This window comes from Ruegeria sp. CI5 (assembly GCF_056536885.1).
Map to the genome: position 1 here is coordinate 189,972 of NZ_JBQFQN010000001.1, position 18,516 is coordinate 208,487.

Sequence of the window (18,516 nt, forward strand, 5' to 3'; positions counted from 1 at the left end):
CCGAGGCGTATGCGCAATCCAGAAACCACGTGGCGATTTGTTACCGGATTGCGGGCCACGCTAAACAACACCGCTAAAAGGTCAGGATGAAAGACCCCTTTCGCTTGACCGCGTCTGGGGTTTTTTTGATTTGCCCTCGGGTTTCGGGGCCGAAAGGTAAAGACATGAGCGAAAGCTGGAACAAACGCACCCAAGCCGTCCACGGCGGTATCCGTCGTAGCCAGTACAACGAAGTGAGCGAGGCGATTTTCCTGACGCAGGGCTTCGTCTACGACACCGCCGAGCAGGCCGAAGCTCGGTTCATCGAGACTGGCCCGGACGAGTTCATCTATGCCCGTTATGGCAACCCGACGGTTGCGATGTTCGAGCAGCGCATCGCTGCGCTTGAGGGGGCCGAAGATGGTTTTGCGACGGCGTCCGGTATGGCGGCCGTGAACGGGGCGCTGACCTCGATGCTGAAGGCGGGCGATCACGTGGTCTCAGCCAAGGCCCTGTTTGGGTCCTGCCTGTACATTCTGGAGAATATTCTGACCCGCTATGGTGTCGAGGTGACCTTTGTCGACGGCACCGACCTGGACCAATGGAAGGCCGCGATCCGGCCCGACACCAAGGCCGTGTTCTTCGAATCCATGTCGAACCCCACGCTCGAAGTCATCGACATTCGCGCGGTGGCAGAACTGGCCCATGCGGTGGGGGCCACCGTGATCGTCGACAACGTGTTCTCGACCCCGGTGTTTTCGCAAGCGATCGCGCAGGGCGCGGATGTGGTGGTTTACTCGGCCACCAAGCATATCGACGGGCAGGGCCGCGCGCTGGGCGGCGTGATTCTTGGAACCAAGGAATTCATCCGCGGCACGGTAGAGCCTTACCTGAAACACACCGGCGGCGCGCTCAGCCCGTTCAACGCTTGGGTCATGCTCAAGGGGCTGGAAACGTTGGCGCTGCGGGTCAATGCCCAGGCCGAGACGGCGCAGAAGCTGGCCGAGGCGCTGGAGGGGCACCCGGCGCTGGAGCGGATCATGTATCCGGGCCTGAAATCTCATGCCCAGAACGCTCTGGTGCAGAGCCAGCTGGGGGGCAAGGGCGGTACGGTCTTGTCGCTGGACATCAAGGGGGGCAAAGACGCGGCCTTCCGGTTCTTGAACGCGCTGACGATCCCGGTGATCTCGAACAATCTGGGCGATGCCAAGTCCATCGCAACCCATCCCGCAACGACCACGCACCAGCGGTTGAGCGATGCGCAGAAAGACGAATTGGGCATCACGCCCGGTTTGATCCGCTTTTCTGTCGGGCTCGAAGATGCTGACGATCTGCTGGAGGATATTCGGCAGGCATTGTCGGCTGCTGCGGTGTGACGGCGCACACGCGCCATTGAACACATCGGCAACCGTGCAATGTCGTCCGGATAAAAGGGCGCAATCCGTTCGGAAATGGCGGTTTTGCGATGGTTTTTTCGATCCGGGCTGCTATCTCACCCGTATTGGGTTACACTGTGGTTTCCGCCGCAGTCAGAGATGGCCTGACGACACACCGAGGATACGCAGCCAATGAACATTCATTCGCGCGACATTGACGAAAAACCTGATCGGAACGAGGCCGCTGAGGCTCTCAAGGTCCTGCGGAAATGGGCAAAGGGCGCCAGCGTGGCCGAGATCAGCCAGCTTGATCCGGCGGTTGCGCGCCTGGTGCCCGGGTTGATGCCGGACAACTACCCTTCGATGTCACGTGAATACCCCGAAGACTTCAAAGTCGACGAAGCCTACAAATCTGCGTTGCCCGATCTCCAGAACGGCCCGTCCAGCCTGATCCGCGGTGCGAAACAGCAGATCCAGCATGTGGGCATCTCGAATTTCCGCCTGCCGATCCGGTTTCACAGCAAGAACGGTCCGGACCTGACGCTGGAAACCTCGGTTACGGGCACCGTCAGCCTCGAAGCCGAGAAAAAGGGCATCAACATGTCCCGGATCATGCGGTCCTTCTACAAGCATGCCGAGCGTACGTTCAGTTTCGAGGTGATGGAATCTGCGCTGAGCGATTATCTGACCGACCTCGACAGTTTCGATGCAAGGCTTCAGATGCGCTTCTCCTATCCCGATAGGGTCAAAAGCCTGCGTTCGGGGCTTGAGGGATATCAGTATTACGACATCGCGCTTGAACTGGTCGAGCAAGGCGGCGTGCGTCAGAAGATCATGCATCTCGACTATGTCTATTCTTCGACCTGCCCATGCTCGCTGGAACTCAGCGAACACGCCCGGTCGGTGCGCGGACAGCTTGCGACGCCGCATTCGCAGCGTTCCGTGGCGCGCATTTCGGTCGTGGTCGATTGTGACGCCGATTGCCTGTGGTTCGAGGATCTGATCGCCCTGTGCCGCCGTGCCGTCCCCACCGAAACCCAGGTGATGGTCAAGCGCGAAGACGAACAGGCCTTTGCTGAGCTGAACGCCGCCAACCCCATCTTTGTCGAAGACGCCGCGCGTCTGTTCTGTGCCGAGCTGCTGGCCGATCATCACGTGGGTGACTTCCGCGTCATCGCCAGCCATCAGGAAAGTCTGCACAGCCACGATGCGGTATCGATTCTGACCGAGGGGCCGACTTTTGCATCCACCAGCCTGGACCCGCGCCTGTTCACGACGCTGTTCCACGTCGGCTGACCCGAAAAGCGCCGCGAAAACCGGCGTATATTGGGTGCTAGGCGCCTTTTTGCCGCAATGCAGCAGAAAATGCTGCATGCGCGCGATTATTTGCATACATTGAAGGTGAATGCAGCTGTGGCGCGCCATGTCAGTTGTGGCGCACCACCCCGAAAGGAAGCCGGGACGTGTTACGCCTTGGACTGCAATACACCTTCGTCCGTCCGCGCGATCGGAACGGCAAGGGCTTTTCTACCTCGGAAATCGGGCTGCTTCATTGCTACAGGAGAGACTTGGAATGAATCCCATTGCCCAACAGCTTGAGCTGCAGGCCGCCGCCGTTCGTCTGGCCGGCTATGCCGTGACCAGCCAGATGAAAGTGATGCAGGCATTTGCTCAAACCGTGTTCCCGATCCCGGTTGCGTCGGTCACCGAACCAACGAAGCCGGCCGTGAAGTCGGCCAAGAAACCGGTGGCGCGAGCCACGGCCAAACCCGCCGCGAAGAAGGCGAAACCTGTGGTCCGGGCCAAGGCCAAGACGGTCGCAAAGCCGGCTCCGAAGCCGAAGGCACCCGCAAAAGCCGCACCGAAACCGGTCACGAAGGCCACAGCCAAGCCCAAAACGCCGCCTGCAACGGCTCAAAAACCGCCGCAGCCCGTCGCAACGGCCACTCCTGCACAGCGCGTCACTCCGGTCGCATCGGAGAAACCCGCAACGGCCGTGACGCCCAAGGCCAAGCCCACCGAGGCAAAACCTGCGGCTTCAACCGAAGAAGCCAAGGCCAAAAAGCCCGTAGCGGCTGCAACAACCAAACCCGCCGAGGCACCGAAACCGGCCACGCGCCGCACGCGTGCGCCGTCCAAGCCACCGGCCATGCCGCCCGTGGCTGAAAAAATGGACGACTGATCACAGATCATCTGCTTGACACTTTCGGGCCGGCGCGCCAACGCTGCCCGTCATGATGGATCTTCGCCCGGTCGGATATGTGATTGGCTTGCTGGTCGCCATACTTGGGGCGACCATGCTGTTGCCGATGCTTGCGGACATCATCGAGGGTCGGGGCGAGTGGAACGTTTTCTTTGAAAGCGGTGTCATCACGATCCTGACCGGCGTGGTTCTGGCCATGAGCTGCTCGAACGGTGTGGGCGAGGGGCTGACCATCCGTCAGACCTTTTTGCTGACCACTGGCGTCTGGGTCGCGCTGCCGCTGTTCGGGGCAATCCCCTTCGTGTTCGGTGAGACCGAGCTTCGATTTGTCGATGCCTATTTCGAAGCCATGTCCGGGCTGACCACCACCGGGTCGACCGTAATCTCCGGGTTGGATGATCTGCCGCGTGGCCTGCTTTTGTGGCGCGGTTTGCTGCAATGGCTGGGCGGGATCGGCATCATTGTCGTGGCCATGGTTTTCCTGCCCGAGCTCAAGGTCGGCGGAATGCAGATCTTCCGCTCGGAAGGGTTTGAAACCATGGGGAAAATCCTTCCTCGCGCGCAAGAGATCGCGGGCCAGATTTCGCTGATCTATGTATTCCTGACCGTAGCCTGCGCCCTGGTTTATGCCGGCTTGGGAATGAACTTTTTCGACGCGGTCGTTCATGCGTTCACAACCATGTCCACCGGAGGGTTCTCGAACTATGACGCCTCGTTCGGTACGTTCTCGGGGCCCGCGGAATACGCCGCGTCCATATTCATGATTCTGGCTGCGCTGCCGTTCGTGCGGTATGTACAATTCGTCAACGGCCGGACAGGCTCGATCCTGGAAGACAGCCAGATCAGGGCCTTTCTGGCCACGATTGCCGTTCTGGTGGTGATCATGGCTGTCTTTCTGACATCGGTCTTTCCACATCACTGGGAACAGGCGGTGCGCGAGTCGTTGTTCAACATCACCTCGATCATTTCCGGCACCGGCTACGCCAGTGTCGACTACATGACCTGGGGCAGTTTTCCGATCATGATGTTCTTCATGATAGGTCTGATCGGTGGTTGCGCCGGTTCTACGGCCTGCTCCATCAAGATCTTCCGCTATCAGTTGCTGATTGCTTCCATCAAGGCTCAGATCAGTCGGATCCGGTCCCCGCACGGGGTGTTCGTGCCCAAATATGATGGCCGCGCCATCAGCCGCGATGTCCTGACATCGGTCATGAGCTTCTTCATGTTCTTCGTGCTTTCGCTGGGGGCGTTGTCCTGGGCGCTGGCGCTGACTGGTCTGGATTTCGTCACAGCGGTATCCGGTGCAGCGACGGCGCTTGCAAATGTTGGCCCCGGTTTGGGTGATCAGATCGGCCCCGCAGGGAATTTCGCCGGGCTGAACGACACGGCCAAGTGGTTGCTGACCTTCGGAATGCTGACCGGCCGGCTGGAGCTGATGGCCGTGTATGTCCTGTTCACCATTCGGTTCTGGAGAGGCTGATGAAAAGACCATTGGGCGCCCAAATCTCGCACATGCTCAAGGATCGGGGGGTCGAAGTGATTTTCGGCATCCCCGGTGTGCACAATCAGGAAATGTACCGTGGAATCGAAGAAGCGGGCATTACTCATGTGCTGGCGCGGCATGAGCAGGGCGCGGGCTTCATGGCTGACGGTTATGCAAGGGCGGCGGGCAAGCCCGGCGTAGCCTACGTGATCACTGGTCCTGGCCTGTGCAACGTCATGACGCCGATGGGGCAGGGCTATACCGACTCGGTTCCGATGCTGGTTCTGTCGTCCTGTCTGAGCGAAACGCAGGCGCAGCGTGGCCAGTTGCACCAGATGAAAGACCAGCGCGCGGCCGCTGAATGCGTGACCGACTGGTCCTGCCAGGCAAACGACGCGCAATCGGCCTATGGCCTGATCGAACGCGCCTTTGAGGAGTTCGCGCTGAAACGCCCGCGCCCCAAGCATATCCAGGTCCCGATCGCGCAATTGGAGGCCGAGGCCGACCCCGCTCCTTTTCCGAACCAGGACGCGGTGCGGGTCAAGGCTCTGGCGCCGGACATTGCGCCGGTTCTGTCGCTGCTGAACATCGCACGGCGGCCGCTGTTCATATTGGGTGGTGGGTCACGGTCGAACCTGTGGCGTCAGATTCTGTCTCAGCTCGGTGCGGCCTGTTTCACCACTTATGCGGGGCGTGGGTTGGTCGGCAGCGGCTATACCCTGGATTTCGGCGCGACCTTGCCGCGACCCGGCAGTGCCGAGGTGATTGGGTCGGCCGATCTGGTCATCGCGGTCGGTGCCGAATTGGGTGAGGTCGACCTTTGGCGCGACCGGTTGGGCCACAACGCGACCTTGGTGCGGGTTGACCTCGACCCCGAGGTGCTGGCCGACCGGCACCGGGCGGCGGTCAAGCTGCAGGCCGACGGCGAAAGTTTTGCCCATGCATTGTGGTCCGCGACCCAAGACTGCAAACCGGCCACCGGCTGGTCGCCGGAAGAGGTGGCCGAAGCCCGCGCACGGTGGCGCGCCGAGGTCGACGCGGAAAGACCGGGTATCGTGCCGGTTGCCGACGCCTTGCGTGCAGCGATGCCCGCCGACACCATGATCTATTCCGACATGACCCAGTTCGCCTATGTCGCGAAAGAGGTCTGGGACATGGCGCGCCCATACCACTGGCACCACCCGACCGGGTTCGGCACTCTGGGCTATGCGTTGCCGGCCGGGATCGGCGGCGCGGTTGCGCGGCGCGGAAAGCCAACTGCCGTGATCGCGGGTGACTACGGGTTCCACTATACGATGCAGGAACTGGGTGCGGCGGTCGAGCTGGGGTTGTCGCTGCCCATCATCCTTTGGGACAACGGAAAGCTGAAAGAGATCGAGGACAGCATGGTCGGCAGCCAGATTGCTCCGAATGCGGTTGTCGCGCGCAACCCTGATTTCTGCAAGCTGGCCGAGGCTTTCGGTGCGCGGTCGGCCGCTCCGAACTCGCTACCTGAAATGCAGGCTGCCGTTCGCGCGGCCTTTGACGCGCCCGTGCCGACCCTTGTGCACGTCACGCCCGATATCTTGAAGGGCTAAAAAAGGCGCCGCAATGTCCTGCGGCGCCCTCAAATTCTATTCGTGACTTTCGGTCAACCCCAGCAATTCACCAGCACGGTCATGCCAGTCGCGCGGCGGTTCAACTCGTCAGGCGAAACTTGCCCGGTCTCCTGCGCGGTCTGAGCCGTTGCCCCGGCCTTTGACAGGATCTCGTGAAGGCGATCGGCCGCGGCAGCCAGGCTGACATCGCGGGGCAGGGTTCGCCCCTCCGTCTGCGCAGGCAGCAGCATTCCGACCACGTTGCCGTGATCATCGAATACCGGGCCGCCAGCGTCTCCGGGTTGTGCGGTCAGGCTCAGGCGGGTCACGCCGGCCTCTCCGTTCAGCCCGCGGATATCGGCGATCTTGCCGTAGGTCAGCGTCGGAGCCCCCAAAGCGCCCTCATATGAGTACCCCGCGACGGCCACTTCGGATTGCAGGCGAGGCTGGGCTTCATTCAAGGCCGCAACGGCCATCGGTGCCAGCGTCTTGTTGGGGCGCAGGACCGCCACGCCCAGTTCGGGATCGCTCCACGCGGTTTGCAGTTCCTGACCGTCCTCAAGGGTGACGCGGGTGCAGTTCTGCACCGCCTCGGCCACGGTTAGGACCAGACCGTTGGGATCGGCAAAAAAGCCCGACCGCGACAACCGTGGTTTTCTGAGTTGCAGACCGGACATCAAGTCGATGCTTTGCTCGGCATTGGCGCCAGCCGCAGCATCAAGAACACCATCGGTGGTTTCAAAGCTGGCGGTCATTGCGGCCAGAACCCGGGCGCGGCGTGCGTCATCGCCTTCGGGCCAGACAAGGGTGAAGCCTTTGATCTTGCCGTCGCTCAGATTGGCCTGTGTATAGGATACGATCCCGTTGCCACGGCCTTCGATGGTAAACCTGTCGCCACGCAGCTCACGCGGGCCGTTCAGCGGCACGATCTCGAGCGATTGCATCGCCTCGAACAGCGCGCGCAAAGTGGTTTTGCTGCCCTCCTGGCTGATCAAAACGACCCGTGCGTCCAGATCACCGCTGGAATTGAAATGCGCGAACGGCGCCTCGTATCGGTCGAAGGCAACTACCCCAAGCGGTAGGTCGACGGAAATCCCAGCGCGATCATCGACGTGACGGGCCATGCCGACGCTGATCAGCGGGGCATTGTAGTCATCCATCAAAGCCTTGCGCTGTGCCGTCGTCAGGACACCGGTCGGTTCAAAGCCATTGAACCGCTGCCATTCCGCCATCGACCGGCGTGTACCTTGGCCGAATGCCCCGTCAATGGTCGAACTGTAGAACCCGGCAGCCTGCAATGCGGTTTGCAGGTCTTTTCGTTCCTGTCCGCTCAGCAGCCGCTCGGACTGCAGGGCCTGTGATCTCGTCTCGTCCGAAGGTTGCGGTGTCAGACCGGCCTGAGGCTGCTCTGGCTGCGGCTCGGGCTGAACGGGCGCTGTGATTGCGCCGCGGTTCAGGACATTGGCGCCGATTGGCCAGAACTGCTGCCCCAGGGCACCTGAAAATGTGATGAAACTGTCTGAGGGGATCTGCCGTTCGGCCCGGTAGACGCGCAGCACCTGCTCGGCGTCGGCCCGCAGATAGGGGCCGATCACTATGGCGTACCAGCCGCTGTTCAGGCGGAACCCGTTCACGTCGGGCAGGGCATTGGCATAGACTTGCGCCCGGTCCTGTGCCTCGCGCAGCGATGGCTGCGCTTCGACCTGAACCCAGACGCCTGCGTCGGCCCCCTGTTGAGCATACGCAGCGCGCAGGCCGACTGTAATCATTAAAAGAATTGCAACGAATATGCGTGTCATTTTCTGCCCGTTTTATGCAGTGTTTTGGCTTTGCCTCAACTTACGCGATTCAGGGGTGAAAACGCTATGCCCACGATACGGGGAATTTCTGGTGTGGCGGCACAGTGACAGCAGGCGGGCATTGGCCCGTTGACGCCCCTTGGCCCCTTGCATAGGAAGGGCAAAACCGACCGGAACCGGGCAAATCCGCGCCCAAAGGGAATGTCATGACCGAACCGTCCAGCGCACCACGTTCATTTCAGGAAATCATCCTGCGGCTTCAGAACTACTGGGCCTCGAAGGGCTGTGCCATCCTGCAGCCATACGACATGGAGGTCGGTGCCGGTACGTTCCACCCTGCAACCACCCTGCGGGCTTTGGGGTCCAAACCCTGGGCTGCGGCCTACGTTCAACCGTCGCGCCGTCCGACCGATGGGCGCTATGGCGAGAACCCCAACCGCTTGCAGCATTACTATCAGTACCAGGTGCTGATCAAACCCAGCCCTCCGGACCTGCAAGAGCTGTATCTGGGGAGCCTTCAGGCCATCGGCATCGACATGGACCTGCACGACATCCGTTTCGTCGAGGATGACTGGGAAAGCCCCACCCTGGGCGCATGGGGCCTGGGCTGGGAGGTCTGGTGCGACGGCATGGAAGTCAGCCAGTTTACCTATTTCCAGCAGGTCGGCGGCCATGACTGCGCGCCGGTCTCGGGCGAGCTGACATATGGTCTGGAACGGCTGGCGATGTATGTTCTGGGCATCGACCACGTAATGGACATGCCCTTCAACGACCCGCAATCGCCCAGCCCGCTGACATATGGCGACATCTTCAAGCAAACCGAAGAGGAATACGCCCGTTGGAACTTTGATGTGGCCAACACCGAGGTTTTGCTGCGCCACTTCGAAGAGGCCGAGGAAGAATGCGCCGCGATCCTGAGCCAGGAAAACGTTGACCCCAAAACGGGCAAGCGGATCATCATGGCGCATCCTGCTTATGACCAGTGCATCAAGGCCAGCCATATCTTCAACCTCCTGGACGCGCGCGGCGTGATTTCGGTGACCGAGCGGCAGGCCTATATCGGGCGGGTGCGCGCGCTGGCCAAGCAATGCGCCGATGCTTTCGTGCAGACCGAGGCCGCGGGTTTCGAGGCCTGATGGCTCGTCGCACCCCACAGGAGGATCGCGCATGACCGGGAAAATGCTGGCAATTCTGTTGGTCGCTTGCGCCGTCATTGCTGGCGTCAGCATGTATTACCTGCAGGTCTACGGCTACTACTACGAGGTCGAACCCTCACCCGGTCAGGATGTTGTTCTGACCGAAACCGCGACCGGCCAACCGGTGCCAATTGCCTACAGCGCGTTTCAGGCGGTCGACGCCGACAGCTCTCCGATCCGGTATCGGGCTTGTTTCCAGACAGATCTGAAGCCGGAACAACTGGCCGTCCGCTACATGAGCGCCGAAGAGGCCGAGCCGCTGACGGCCCCGGGTTGGTTCGACTGCTATGATGCGGCTACTCTGGCCGAGGCGTTGGCGAACGGATCCGCCCGCGCGTTCGTAGGGGTCAAGAACATCCACTATGGCGTTGATCGGATCGTGGCGGTAACGCAGGACGGTTCGGGTTTTGCCTGGCATGCCCTGAACAACTGCGGCGAAAAGGCCTATGACGGAACGGTTGTCGGCGAAGAGTGCCCGCCCCAACCGGAAAACTGAGTGGGCGGGATGGGGTTCATCGTTGATATCCCCGGATTTCTGACGGCAACGCTGGGCTTTGCCGTCTACCTGATGGGCGCCGAGATCAACGCCCGCGCAGAGGTTCTGCGCCGATTCAACATTCCCGAACCCGTCACCGGAGGTCTGTTGGCTTCGCTGGCGGTTCTGACGCTGTATCTGCTGTTCGGTATGGAACTGGAGTTCGACCTGACCGCGCGGGATTTCCTGCTGGTGCTGTTCTTTGCCGGGATCGGCCTGAATGCCCGGCTGTCCGACCTGATCGCGGGCGGAAAGCCTCTGCTGCTACTGCTGATCCTGACGTTGCTGACGATCGTTGCGCAGAACCTGATCGGCGCAGCGGGGGCGGTGGCCTTCGGCTATCCGGCGCAGTCCGGCGTTCTTTTCGGCTCGGCTGCCCTGATCGGCGGCCATGGCACCGCCATCGCCTGGGCGCCCGAGGTCGGGCAGGTGACCGGGCTTGAGGGCGCGACCGAACTGGGGGTGGCCGTGGCGACCCTGGGCCTGGTTCTGGCGGCGCTGGTCGGTGGCCCTATCGCGCGTCTGTTGATCGAAGGGCGCGACCTGTCGCCAAACCGCCCGGACGAGGAACACACGATCGGCGTACCCGACGAGCCGTCAGACGCAGCCGCGAAGATCGACCACCTGACGATGATGCGGGTGCTGCTGTACCTGAACATGGCCATCATCGCGGGCTATGCTCTGTCCGAGGTGATCCTGGCCGCGGGTTTGAAACTGCCGCTGTTCGTGCCCTGCCTGATCATGGGTATCGTGATCGGCAACCTGCGCCCGCTGCTGGCCCCGCGCGCCGCGCCGGTGTCGCGCACGCCGTCGCTGGCGCTGATCTCGGAATTCGCGCTGGGCGCGTTTCTGGCCATGTCGCTGATGAGCCTGCAACTGTGGACGATAGCCGATCTGGGCCTGTCCATCGTGGTGATCATGACGGCGCAGACATTGTTTGCGGTGGCTTTCGTGATCTGGGTTCTGTTTCCAGTCATGGGCGCCAACTACCGCGCGGCGGTGCTGGCGGCGGGGTTCGGCGGCTTCGCGCTGGGCGCGACACCGACCGCAATTGCCAATATGACCGCCGTAACCAAGCGATACGGGCCTTCGCCTATTGCCTTTATCGTGCTCCCCCTTGTATCCGCATTCTTCGTGGATATCGCCAATGCCATCGTCATCCAGACGATCGTCAATTTCTAAGGATCGAAAATGCCCGACCTGCTGATCGAACTGTTTTCCGAGGAAATCCCCGCGCGCATGCAGACCCGCGCCGGCGAGGATCTGAAAAAACGGATCACCGACGGTCTGGTCGAGGCCGGTCTGACCTATGCCCATGCGCACGCCCTGACCACGCCGCGCCGCCTGACGCTGGCGGTCGAGGGGCTGCTGGCGGAAAGCCCCACCATCCGCGAGGAGCGCAAGGGACCCAAGGTTGGCGCGCCCGAAAAAGCCATCGAAGGCTTCCTGCGGGGCGCAGGGATCAGCCGCGACCAGCTCGAGGAACGGGACACGCCCAAAGGTGCGGTCTATTTCGCCACCATCGAGAAGCCGGGCCGTCCGGCGGCTGAGATCGTGGCCGAAGTTTTGGCCGACACGATCCGCAACTTCCCCTGGCCGAAATCCATGCGCTGGGGCAGTGGGGCCCTACGCTGGGTGCGGCCGCTGCATTCGATTTTGTGCATCCTCAGCGATGAAAGCGGCACGCAGATCGTGCCGATGGAGATCGACGGGATCACCGCCGGCGACACCACCGAGGGCCATCGCTTCATGGCGCCGGGCCGGTTTGCCGTGACCGGGTTCGAGGATTACGCCGCCAAGCTGAAGCGCGCCTTTGTCGTGCTGTCGCCCGAGGAACGGGCCGAGCACATCTGGAACGACGCACAGAACATGGCCTTTGCCGCCGGTCTGGAGGTGGTCGAGGACAAGGGCCTGCTGGCCGAGGTGGCCGGGCTGGTCGAATGGCCGGTGGTGCTGATGGGGCAGATCGACGATGAATTCCTGGACCTGCCGCCCGAGGTGCTGCAGACCTCGATGAAAGAGCACCAGAAGTTCTTCTCGGTCCGCAATCCCAAGACAGGGCGGATCGAACGGTTCATCACCGTGGCCAACCGCGAGACCACCGACAATGGCGCGACCATTCTGGCCGGAAACCAGAAGGTGCTGTCGGCGCGTCTGGCCGATGCGAAATTCTTCTGGGAGAATGACCTGCGCATCGCCAAGGCAGACATCACGCAATGGACCCGTGCACTTGAAAACGTGACCTTCCACAACAAGCTGGGCACCCAGGCGCAGCGGATCGACCGCATTGCCGCGCTGGCCCGCGAACTGGCCACGGTCACGGGCGCCGACCCGGACCAGGCCGAGAAGGCCGCGCGGCTGGCCAAGGCCGATCTGAGTTCGGAGATGGTCTATGAATTCCCCGAACTTCAGGGGCTTATGGGGCGGTATTACATTGAGGCGGCTGGAGAAGACGCCGCCGTGGCCGCCGTGGCGCAGGAGCACTACTCGCCGCTGGGCCCGTCGGATGACGTGCCGACCGCGCCGCTCTCGGTAACCGTGGCGCTGGCCGACAAGCTGGACACGCTGGCCGGGTTCTGGGCGATTGATGAGAAGCCGACCGGGTCGAAAGACCCGTTTGCGCTGCGCCGCGCGGCGTTGGGGGTGACCCGATTGATCCTGAACAATGATCTGCGAATGAATCTCGACCGTTTCTTCGACGCGCAACTGGTTCGGGCCGAAGCGGCTTCGAACGAGGCCTTGCACGACGAGCATGTCGCAGAGCTGTTGGATGAGATCGCCGATCACGGTGTTTTCGGAGCAGCGTTCCGCGCGGTGATGGAGAAGCTTGCGGGCAACGAGGCCGGGAAACACCAAGTGACGGATTTTCTGCATCTTGAACGGAAGGTGCCCGATACGTCCGAGGATCTTCTGACCTTCTTCCACGACCGCCTCAAGGTCTTCCTACGTGACGAGGGCATTCGCCACGACGTGATAGACGCCTGCATCGCGATGGACGGCAATGACGACCTCAACCTGCTGGTCAAGCGCGCCCGCGCGTTGAATGTGGTGATCGCGACCGAAGATGGCGAAAACCTGGTGCAGGGCTTCAAGCGCGCCAACAACATCCTGACCCAGGCCGAGGAGAAGGACGGGGTCGAATACTCGTTCGGTGCCGATCTGAAATTCGCCGAGACCGACAGCGAAAAGGCCCTGTTCGCCGCGCTGGATCAGGCACAGGCCAAGATTGCACCGGCACTCAAGGCCGAGGATTTCCCGGCGGCGATGGCGGCCATGGCCGCGCTGCGCGGGCCGATCGACGCGTTCTTCGAGGACGTCCAGGTCAATTCCGACAATGCCGTGCTGCGCCGCAACCGCCTGAATATGCTGAGCCAGATCCGCCAGATCTGCTCCAGCGTCGCGGACCTGACCAAGATCGAAGGCTGACCCAAAGGGCGCGCTCTGGCGCGCCCACAAGGCCCTTGCGCGGAAGGCTGGGGCGCTTATGCTGCGGTGAAACCAAAAGGTGCCGCAGTGCAGAATAATCCGCATACCACGCTCATCACTCCTGACGCTCCTGTCGCCGCCGACACCCATGGCGGCCGGGCGAAATGTCTGCAGCGCCTTGTGCGGTTGGACCTTCCCGTACCGCGTACGGTAGCCCTGTCCTTCGATCAGGTGCGGCGGATCGCTGACGGCGATATCCCGGCAATCGAAGCCATACTTGAACAGTTCGACGCATCGGCGTTGCTGTGCGTGCGTCCCAGTTCCGAGGACCCTGACTGGGGTGGCCCCGGCGCGGTTCTGAACATTGGGATGAACGATGCCCGTTTCGTGGAATTGTCCGACAAGATGGGCCCCGAGGCCGCCGCCGCATTGTATCTGCGGTTCGTCCAAAGCTATGCGATCCACGTTGCGCGACTGGACGCGGATGTTTTCGACGACATCGAAGCCGATGGCCGCGAAGGCCTGCGCCAGACCCTGCGCGCCTATGAGGACGAAACGGACGAAGCGTTCCCCCAGGACCGGGGCGAGCAGTTGCTGGCGGTCCTGCGCTCGATGGCGCGGGCGTGGGATGGTACGTCCGCCCGTCTGCTGCGGCAGGCCAAGGGCGCTCCGGCGGATGCCGGACTGGGCCTTGTCATTCAGGAGATGATCCCGGGCGTCGGTCAGGGCGAATGCGGATCGGGTGTGCTGCAGCTGGTGGATACCTCGACCGGCATGCCGCAGATCACAGGCCGCTACCTGAGCCAAAGCCAGGGGCGTGATGCGCTGGGCGAGGGGGTTGCCGCCCTGTACCTTGAAAAAGACCCGCGCGGGCAAGCGCTCGAGGATGTTGCGCCTCAGGCCTTTGCCGACCTGAAGGCCCATGCGGCGTTGATGCGGCGCAAATTGCGCGAAGAGATGCAGGTCGAATTCGTGATCGAAAACGGCAAGGTGCATATTCTGGACGGGGTCCGCGTTCAGCGCAGCGCCCGCGCCGCCATGCGGATCGCCGTTCGATTGGCCGAGGATGGCATCATCACCCAGCAGGAAGCCGTCATGCGGATCGATCCGCATTCGTTGAATGAGTTGCTGCACCGTCAGGTTCATCCCGAGGCCAAGCGTGACGTGCTGACCACGGGCATCGGGGCCAGTCCCGGAGCGGCCACCGGCCGGATCGTGTTCACTTCGGCCGAGGCACAGGCCAGCGCCGCACGCGGCGAGCCCTGCATTCTGGTGCGCCGTGAAACCTCGCCCGAGGATGTGCGCGGCATGCACGCCGCGGTCGCAGTACTGACCGAAAAAGGTGGCATGACCAGCCATGCGGCCGTGATCGGGCGCGGCCTGGGGCTGCCCTGTATCGTCGGCGCGTCCGAGATGCGGTTTCAGACCAAGAAAAAGCAGCTTTCCGTTCCGGACGGCCGCGTTTTCACCACTGGCGACATTCTGACGATTGACGGAAGCTCGGGCCAGGTGTTGGCAGGCGAGCCGGCGATGCTTGAAGCTGCTCTGGATGACTGTTTTCAGACATTGATGAGTTGGGCCGACGCCGAGCGTGACATATCAATTCGTGCCAATGCCGACACACCTGCCGACGCGCAGGCTGCGCGGAATTTCCAGGCGCAGGGGATCGGGTTGTGCCGAACCGAGCATATGTTTTTTGACCCCGGTCGCCTGATCGTGATGCGCGAGATGATTTTCGCTCAGACTTCATCGGGGCGCGCGGCGGTTCTGGAACGGTTGCTTCCGATGCAACGCGATGATTTTGTGCAGCTTTTCCGGATCATGGAAGGCCAGCCCGTCTGCATCCGATTGTTTGATCCGCCTCTGCACGAGTTTCTGCCGACCACACGCAGCGGGCAGCGCGAACTGGCCGAAGCGCTGGACCTTCCGGTTTCGGATGTCGAGCGTCGGGTGGACGAAATGAGCGAGTACAACCCCATGCTGGGGTTGCGGGGCGTGCGCCTTGGTATCACGGTGCCCGAGATCTATGACATGCAAGCCCGCGCGATCTTCGAGGCGACGCTCGAAGCCAGTAAAAATGGCGCGCCGGTAGTGCCCGAGGTCATGATCCCGCTGGTTTCGGCCAAGCGCGAGGTCGAACTGATCAAGGCGCGGGTGGACACGGTTGCCGCAGCCGTCGCGGCCGAGCGAGGTCAGGAGTTTGAATACCGGTTGGGTGTGATGGTCGAAACGCCCCGGGCCTGTTTGCGTGCCGAGGAAATCGCTCCTCATGCCTCGTTCCTGAGTTTCGGCACCAATGACCTGACACAGATGACCTATGGTCTGTCGCGCGACGACGCGGGACGCTTCATGTCAGCCTATGTCCGGCAGGGGGTGTTCACCGAGGATCCGTTCCATGTTCTGGACGCCGATGGAGTCGGCGAACTGCTCAAGCTGGGCTCGGAGCGGGGGCGTACAGCTCGGCCCGATGTCACGCTTTCGGTCTGTGGTGAACATGGCGGCAACCCCGAATCAATCGCCCTTTGTCGGGATCTGGGGTTCGATTATGTGTCGTGTTCACCCTTCCGAGTCCCGGTCGCTCGGCTGGCTGCCGCTCAGTTGGCGATTTCGTCAAAACTTGGGGGTTGACAGGCCGTCAAAGCCCTAGGAATAGTGGTTTCGGGATGGACCTGTGGCTGATTAATTTTGGCCCCGCGGGCAAGATTTTTCTTGCTTTTTCCTCAGAACTGGACCTTTCGCGCCTTCTGCGTTAAGACCCCGTCGCGCCCGCCGGGGGAGGGTATGGCGCGTGAAGTGCCTGTGCGAGGTTATCTGATGCTACGATACATACTGGCTGTTGCCATTGCGGCGGCAACCGTGATGCCGAGTGCGTCCGTTGCCGAGAGGGAAGCCACCGAGACTGCCAAGCGCGAACTGGTGTCGCGCAACGAGGTGCCGGGACAAAGCTTTCGCGACTATCTGAAGCTGTTCCAACCCAGGAAAGAGGTCCAACCGGTCGAGGTTTCCTACACCAAGGCCTGGCTGGACGAACAACCCAAAGCCAGCGGCGGCGAAGATCTGAAATGCTTGGCCGAGGCCCTGTATTTCGAAGCGCGCGGAGAGAGCGTGCGCGGCCAATTCGCGGTTGCCGAGGTGATTTTGAACCGGGTGGAAAGCACCCGTTTCCCGAACACCGTCTGCGGCGTGATCCGCCAGGGAACAGGCAAGAAATACCAGTGCCAGTTCACCTATACCTGTGACGGCCGCAAGGAAGTCATTCACGAGAAGAAAGCCTATGAGCGGGTGGCCAAAGTTGCCAAGGCCGCGATCGAGGGGGTCAGCGATCCGCTCACGTCGGGGGCCACGCATTACCACACCAAGGCGGTGCGCCCGTCGTGGTCGCGCGTTTACAAGGAAACTGCGCGCATCGGTGTGCATATCTTCTACCGCCACAACTACCGCACTGCGAGCAACTAGCGCGCATTGACGCACCCGCGCTGGAACGTTGATGGCGCGGGTGAAACCAAGGGCTATATTGCGGGCAAGGAGACCCGCAATGAATCTGAGCCGCCGAAGCCTTTTGAAATCTGCCGCCGCGCTTGCGGTGTTTCCAACGCTAGTGCGCTCCGCGCCGCTGACCCTGACTGCGCGCGAGGGCGCTCAGTTGATTGCCCCTCCGGGGTTTCCGGAAACCGCTATCTGGGGCTTTGATGGGCAGGTGCCGGGCAGCCCAATCCATCTGCAGCAAGGCGAGCGGGTTCAGCGCCGCTTGGTGAACGAATTACCGAAAGCCACTTCGGTTCATTGGCACGGTATCCGCATCGACAACGCTATGGATGGCGTGCCGGGGTTGACTCAGGATGCGGTTCCAGGCGGCGCGACCTTCGACTATGATTTCATCGTGCCGGACGCCGGAACCTATTGGTATCATGCGCATAACAAGTCAGTCGAACAGGTGGCCCGTGGCCTGTATGGCCCATTGATCCTGCACGAGTCCGAAGCGCCGGATGTGGAGCAGGATCTGGTGCTGATGCTGGATGACTGGCGACTTGATCCGGAAACGGCCCAGATTACCCAAGATTTCGACAACGGCCATGACCTCAGCCATGCTGGACGGTTGGGAAACCTCATCACGGTCAATGGTGCATTCGACCCATCCTTTCCTGTTCAACAAAACCAACGACTGCGTCTGAGGTTGATCAACGCTGCGAATGCGCGTGTCTTCACCGTTGGCTTGGACGGAATGACCGGATGGATTGTCGCGATGGATGGAATGCCGTTGGCCGAGCCGATCCCGATTGAGGACACGTTCCCGCTGGCCCCGGCACAACGTGCGGATTTGTTGGTGGATGTGCTGGCTGCGGATGCTGAAACGGCCAGCCTGTTCAGTCAGGAACGTGACGGCGCGTTTGGTTTGGCCCGATTTGCGGTGGCAGGGCGGGCGGCTTCCACTCCCCGGTCGGGAGTTCGGCCATTGCCGCCGAACCCGCTTCCGGAATTGACGGACCTCAACAACGTACCGCAGCACGAGATGAGGTTGCAGGGGGGTGCCATGCGCTGGCTCGAGAGCGCGCGGATTGGCGAGACCGAGCTCTCGGGTCGGGAACTGGCTCAGCTGGGGCGGTTCTGGGCGCTGAATGGCTACGCCGAGCGACCCGATGACCCGTTTATGGACGCGCCCTTGGGAAGCGTTCACCGGATCGCCTTCGTGAACGAAACGGTGTTCCCACACGCGATGCACCTGCATGGCCACCATTTTCGGCTGATCTTGCCGGACGGAAGTCTTGGGCCATGGCGCGATACGGTTCTGGTCGAACGCGGCGAGACTCGCGAGATTGCGCTGGTCACCGACAACCCGGGCAACTGGCTGCTGCATTGCCATATGCTTGGACACGCCGCATCGGGTATGATGAGTTGGTACCGCGTCACCTGACGCCGCATTCGGCGGCTGGAATGGCGTTTG

At 61.8% G+C, this 18,516-nt stretch carries 13 protein-coding genes and 1 riboswitch; of the genes, 12 read left to right on the plus strand and 1 reads right to left on the minus strand.

All coding sequences use genetic code 11. The annotated features are described in order from the left end of the window. Window positions 1–19: 19 nt before the first annotated feature. A riboswitch (SAM riboswitch) is annotated at window positions 20–97 on the plus strand. Window positions 98–164: 67 nt separating this feature from the next. From metZ to ACR0BA_RS01000, 5 genes are all read left to right on the plus strand, one after another. Then, the gene (gene metZ, locus ACR0BA_RS00980) at window positions 165–1,355 is read left to right on the plus strand and encodes an O-succinylhomoserine sulfhydrylase (protein ID WP_480726038.1); all 1,191 of its coding nucleotides are present in this window, start codon (window positions 165–167) and stop codon (window positions 1,353–1,355) included. Between the two features lie 192 nt (window positions 1,356–1,547). Beyond that, window positions 1,548–2,651 carry a GTP cyclohydrolase FolE2 gene (gene folE2, locus ACR0BA_RS00985; RefSeq protein ID WP_480726040.1) on the plus strand — a complete coding sequence of 368 codons (1,104 nt, stop codon included), beginning with the start codon at window positions 1,548–1,550 and terminating at the stop codon, window positions 2,649–2,651. A gap of 277 nt (window positions 2,652–2,928) precedes the next feature. Beyond that, a complete protein-coding gene (locus ACR0BA_RS00990) occupies window positions 2,929–3,537 on the plus strand; it encodes a hypothetical protein (protein ID WP_480726041.1) in 609 nt (202 codons plus the stop codon). A 52-nt stretch (window positions 3,538–3,589) separates the two neighbouring features. Beyond that, the gene (locus ACR0BA_RS00995) at window positions 3,590–5,038 is read left to right on the plus strand and encodes a TrkH family potassium uptake protein (protein WP_480726043.1); all 1,449 of its coding nucleotides are present in this window, start codon (window positions 3,590–3,592) and stop codon (window positions 5,036–5,038) included. After that, a complete protein-coding gene (locus ACR0BA_RS01000) occupies window positions 5,038–6,618 on the plus strand; it encodes a thiamine pyrophosphate-binding protein (protein ID WP_480726045.1) in 1,581 nt (526 codons plus the stop codon). The genes ACR0BA_RS00995 and ACR0BA_RS01000 overlap by 1 nt, the downstream gene beginning before the upstream one ends. A gap of 53 nt (window positions 6,619–6,671) precedes the next feature. On the opposite strand, the gene ACR0BA_RS01005 is transcribed toward ACR0BA_RS01000, so the two are convergent. Next, window positions 6,672–8,417 carry a serine protease gene (locus ACR0BA_RS01005; protein WP_480726046.1) on the minus strand — a complete coding sequence of 582 codons (1,746 nt, stop codon included), beginning with the start codon at window positions 8,415–8,417 and terminating at the stop codon, window positions 6,672–6,674. Between the two features lie 206 nt (window positions 8,418–8,623). On the opposite strand from ACR0BA_RS01005, the gene ACR0BA_RS01010 reads away from it, so the two are divergent. From ACR0BA_RS01010 to ACR0BA_RS01040, 7 genes are all read left to right on the plus strand, one after another. Next, on the plus strand, window positions 8,624–9,553 hold the full coding sequence (locus ACR0BA_RS01010; RefSeq protein ID WP_093962505.1) for a glycine--tRNA ligase subunit alpha: 930 nt from the start codon (window positions 8,624–8,626) through the stop codon (window positions 9,551–9,553). Between the two features lie 31 nt (window positions 9,554–9,584). Next, a complete protein-coding gene (locus ACR0BA_RS01015) occupies window positions 9,585–10,109 on the plus strand; it encodes a DUF6446 family protein (RefSeq protein WP_480726048.1) in 525 nt (174 codons plus the stop codon). 9 nt (window positions 10,110–10,118) lie between these two features. Continuing rightward, window positions 10,119–11,330, plus strand: coding sequence for a sodium/glutamate symporter (gltS, locus tag ACR0BA_RS01020; protein ID WP_480726050.1), 1,212 nt, complete (start codon window positions 10,119–10,121; stop codon window positions 11,328–11,330). Window positions 11,331–11,339: 9 nt separating this feature from the next. Next, window positions 11,340–13,574: a glycine--tRNA ligase subunit beta gene (glyS, locus tag ACR0BA_RS01025; protein WP_480726052.1), complete on the plus strand. Its 2,235-nt coding sequence runs from the start codon at window positions 11,340–11,342 to the stop codon at window positions 13,572–13,574. Between the two features lie 66 nt (window positions 13,575–13,640). Next, entirely contained in the window at window positions 13,641–16,202 is a 2,562-nt protein-coding gene (locus ACR0BA_RS01030; RefSeq protein WP_480726053.1) for a putative PEP-binding protein, read from the plus strand. Window positions 16,203–16,388: 186 nt separating this feature from the next. Continuing rightward, window positions 16,389–17,030, plus strand: coding sequence for a cell wall hydrolase (locus ACR0BA_RS01035; RefSeq protein WP_480726054.1), 642 nt, complete (start codon window positions 16,389–16,391; stop codon window positions 17,028–17,030). A 79-nt stretch (window positions 17,031–17,109) separates the two neighbouring features. Next, window positions 17,110–18,486 (plus strand): multicopper oxidase family protein, encoded by a 1,377-nt coding sequence (locus tag ACR0BA_RS01040; RefSeq protein WP_480726056.1) that lies wholly within the window; start codon window positions 17,110–17,112, stop codon window positions 18,484–18,486. Window positions 18,487–18,516 lie beyond the last annotated feature (30 nt).

Coding starts and splice junctions, on each gene's coding strand:
- metZ (WP_480726038.1), top strand. CDS start 165: ATGAGCGAAAGCTGGAACAAACGCACCCAAGCCGTCCACGGCGGTATC.
- folE2 (WP_480726040.1), top strand. CDS start 1,548: ATGAACATTCATTCGCGCGACATTGACGAAAAACCTGATCGGAACGAG.
- ACR0BA_RS00990 (WP_480726041.1), top strand. CDS start 2,929: ATGAATCCCATTGCCCAACAGCTTGAGCTGCAGGCCGCCGCCGTTCGT.
- ACR0BA_RS00995 (WP_480726043.1), top strand. CDS start 3,590: ATGATGGATCTTCGCCCGGTCGGATATGTGATTGGCTTGCTGGTCGCC.
- ACR0BA_RS01000 (WP_480726045.1), top strand. CDS start 5,038: ATGAAAAGACCATTGGGCGCCCAAATCTCGCACATGCTCAAGGATCGG.
- ACR0BA_RS01005 (WP_480726046.1), bottom strand. CDS start 8,417: ATGACACGCATATTCGTTGCAATTCTTTTAATGATTACAGTCGGCCTG.
- ACR0BA_RS01010 (WP_093962505.1), top strand. CDS start 8,624: ATGACCGAACCGTCCAGCGCACCACGTTCATTTCAGGAAATCATCCTG.
- ACR0BA_RS01015 (WP_480726048.1), top strand. CDS start 9,585: ATGACCGGGAAAATGCTGGCAATTCTGTTGGTCGCTTGCGCCGTCATT.
- gltS (WP_480726050.1), top strand. CDS start 10,119: ATGGGGTTCATCGTTGATATCCCCGGATTTCTGACGGCAACGCTGGGC.
- glyS (WP_480726052.1), top strand. CDS start 11,340: ATGCCCGACCTGCTGATCGAACTGTTTTCCGAGGAAATCCCCGCGCGC.
- ACR0BA_RS01035 (WP_480726054.1), top strand. CDS start 16,389: ATGCTACGATACATACTGGCTGTTGCCATTGCGGCGGCAACCGTGATG.
- ACR0BA_RS01040 (WP_480726056.1), top strand. CDS start 17,110: ATGAATCTGAGCCGCCGAAGCCTTTTGAAATCTGCCGCCGCGCTTGCG.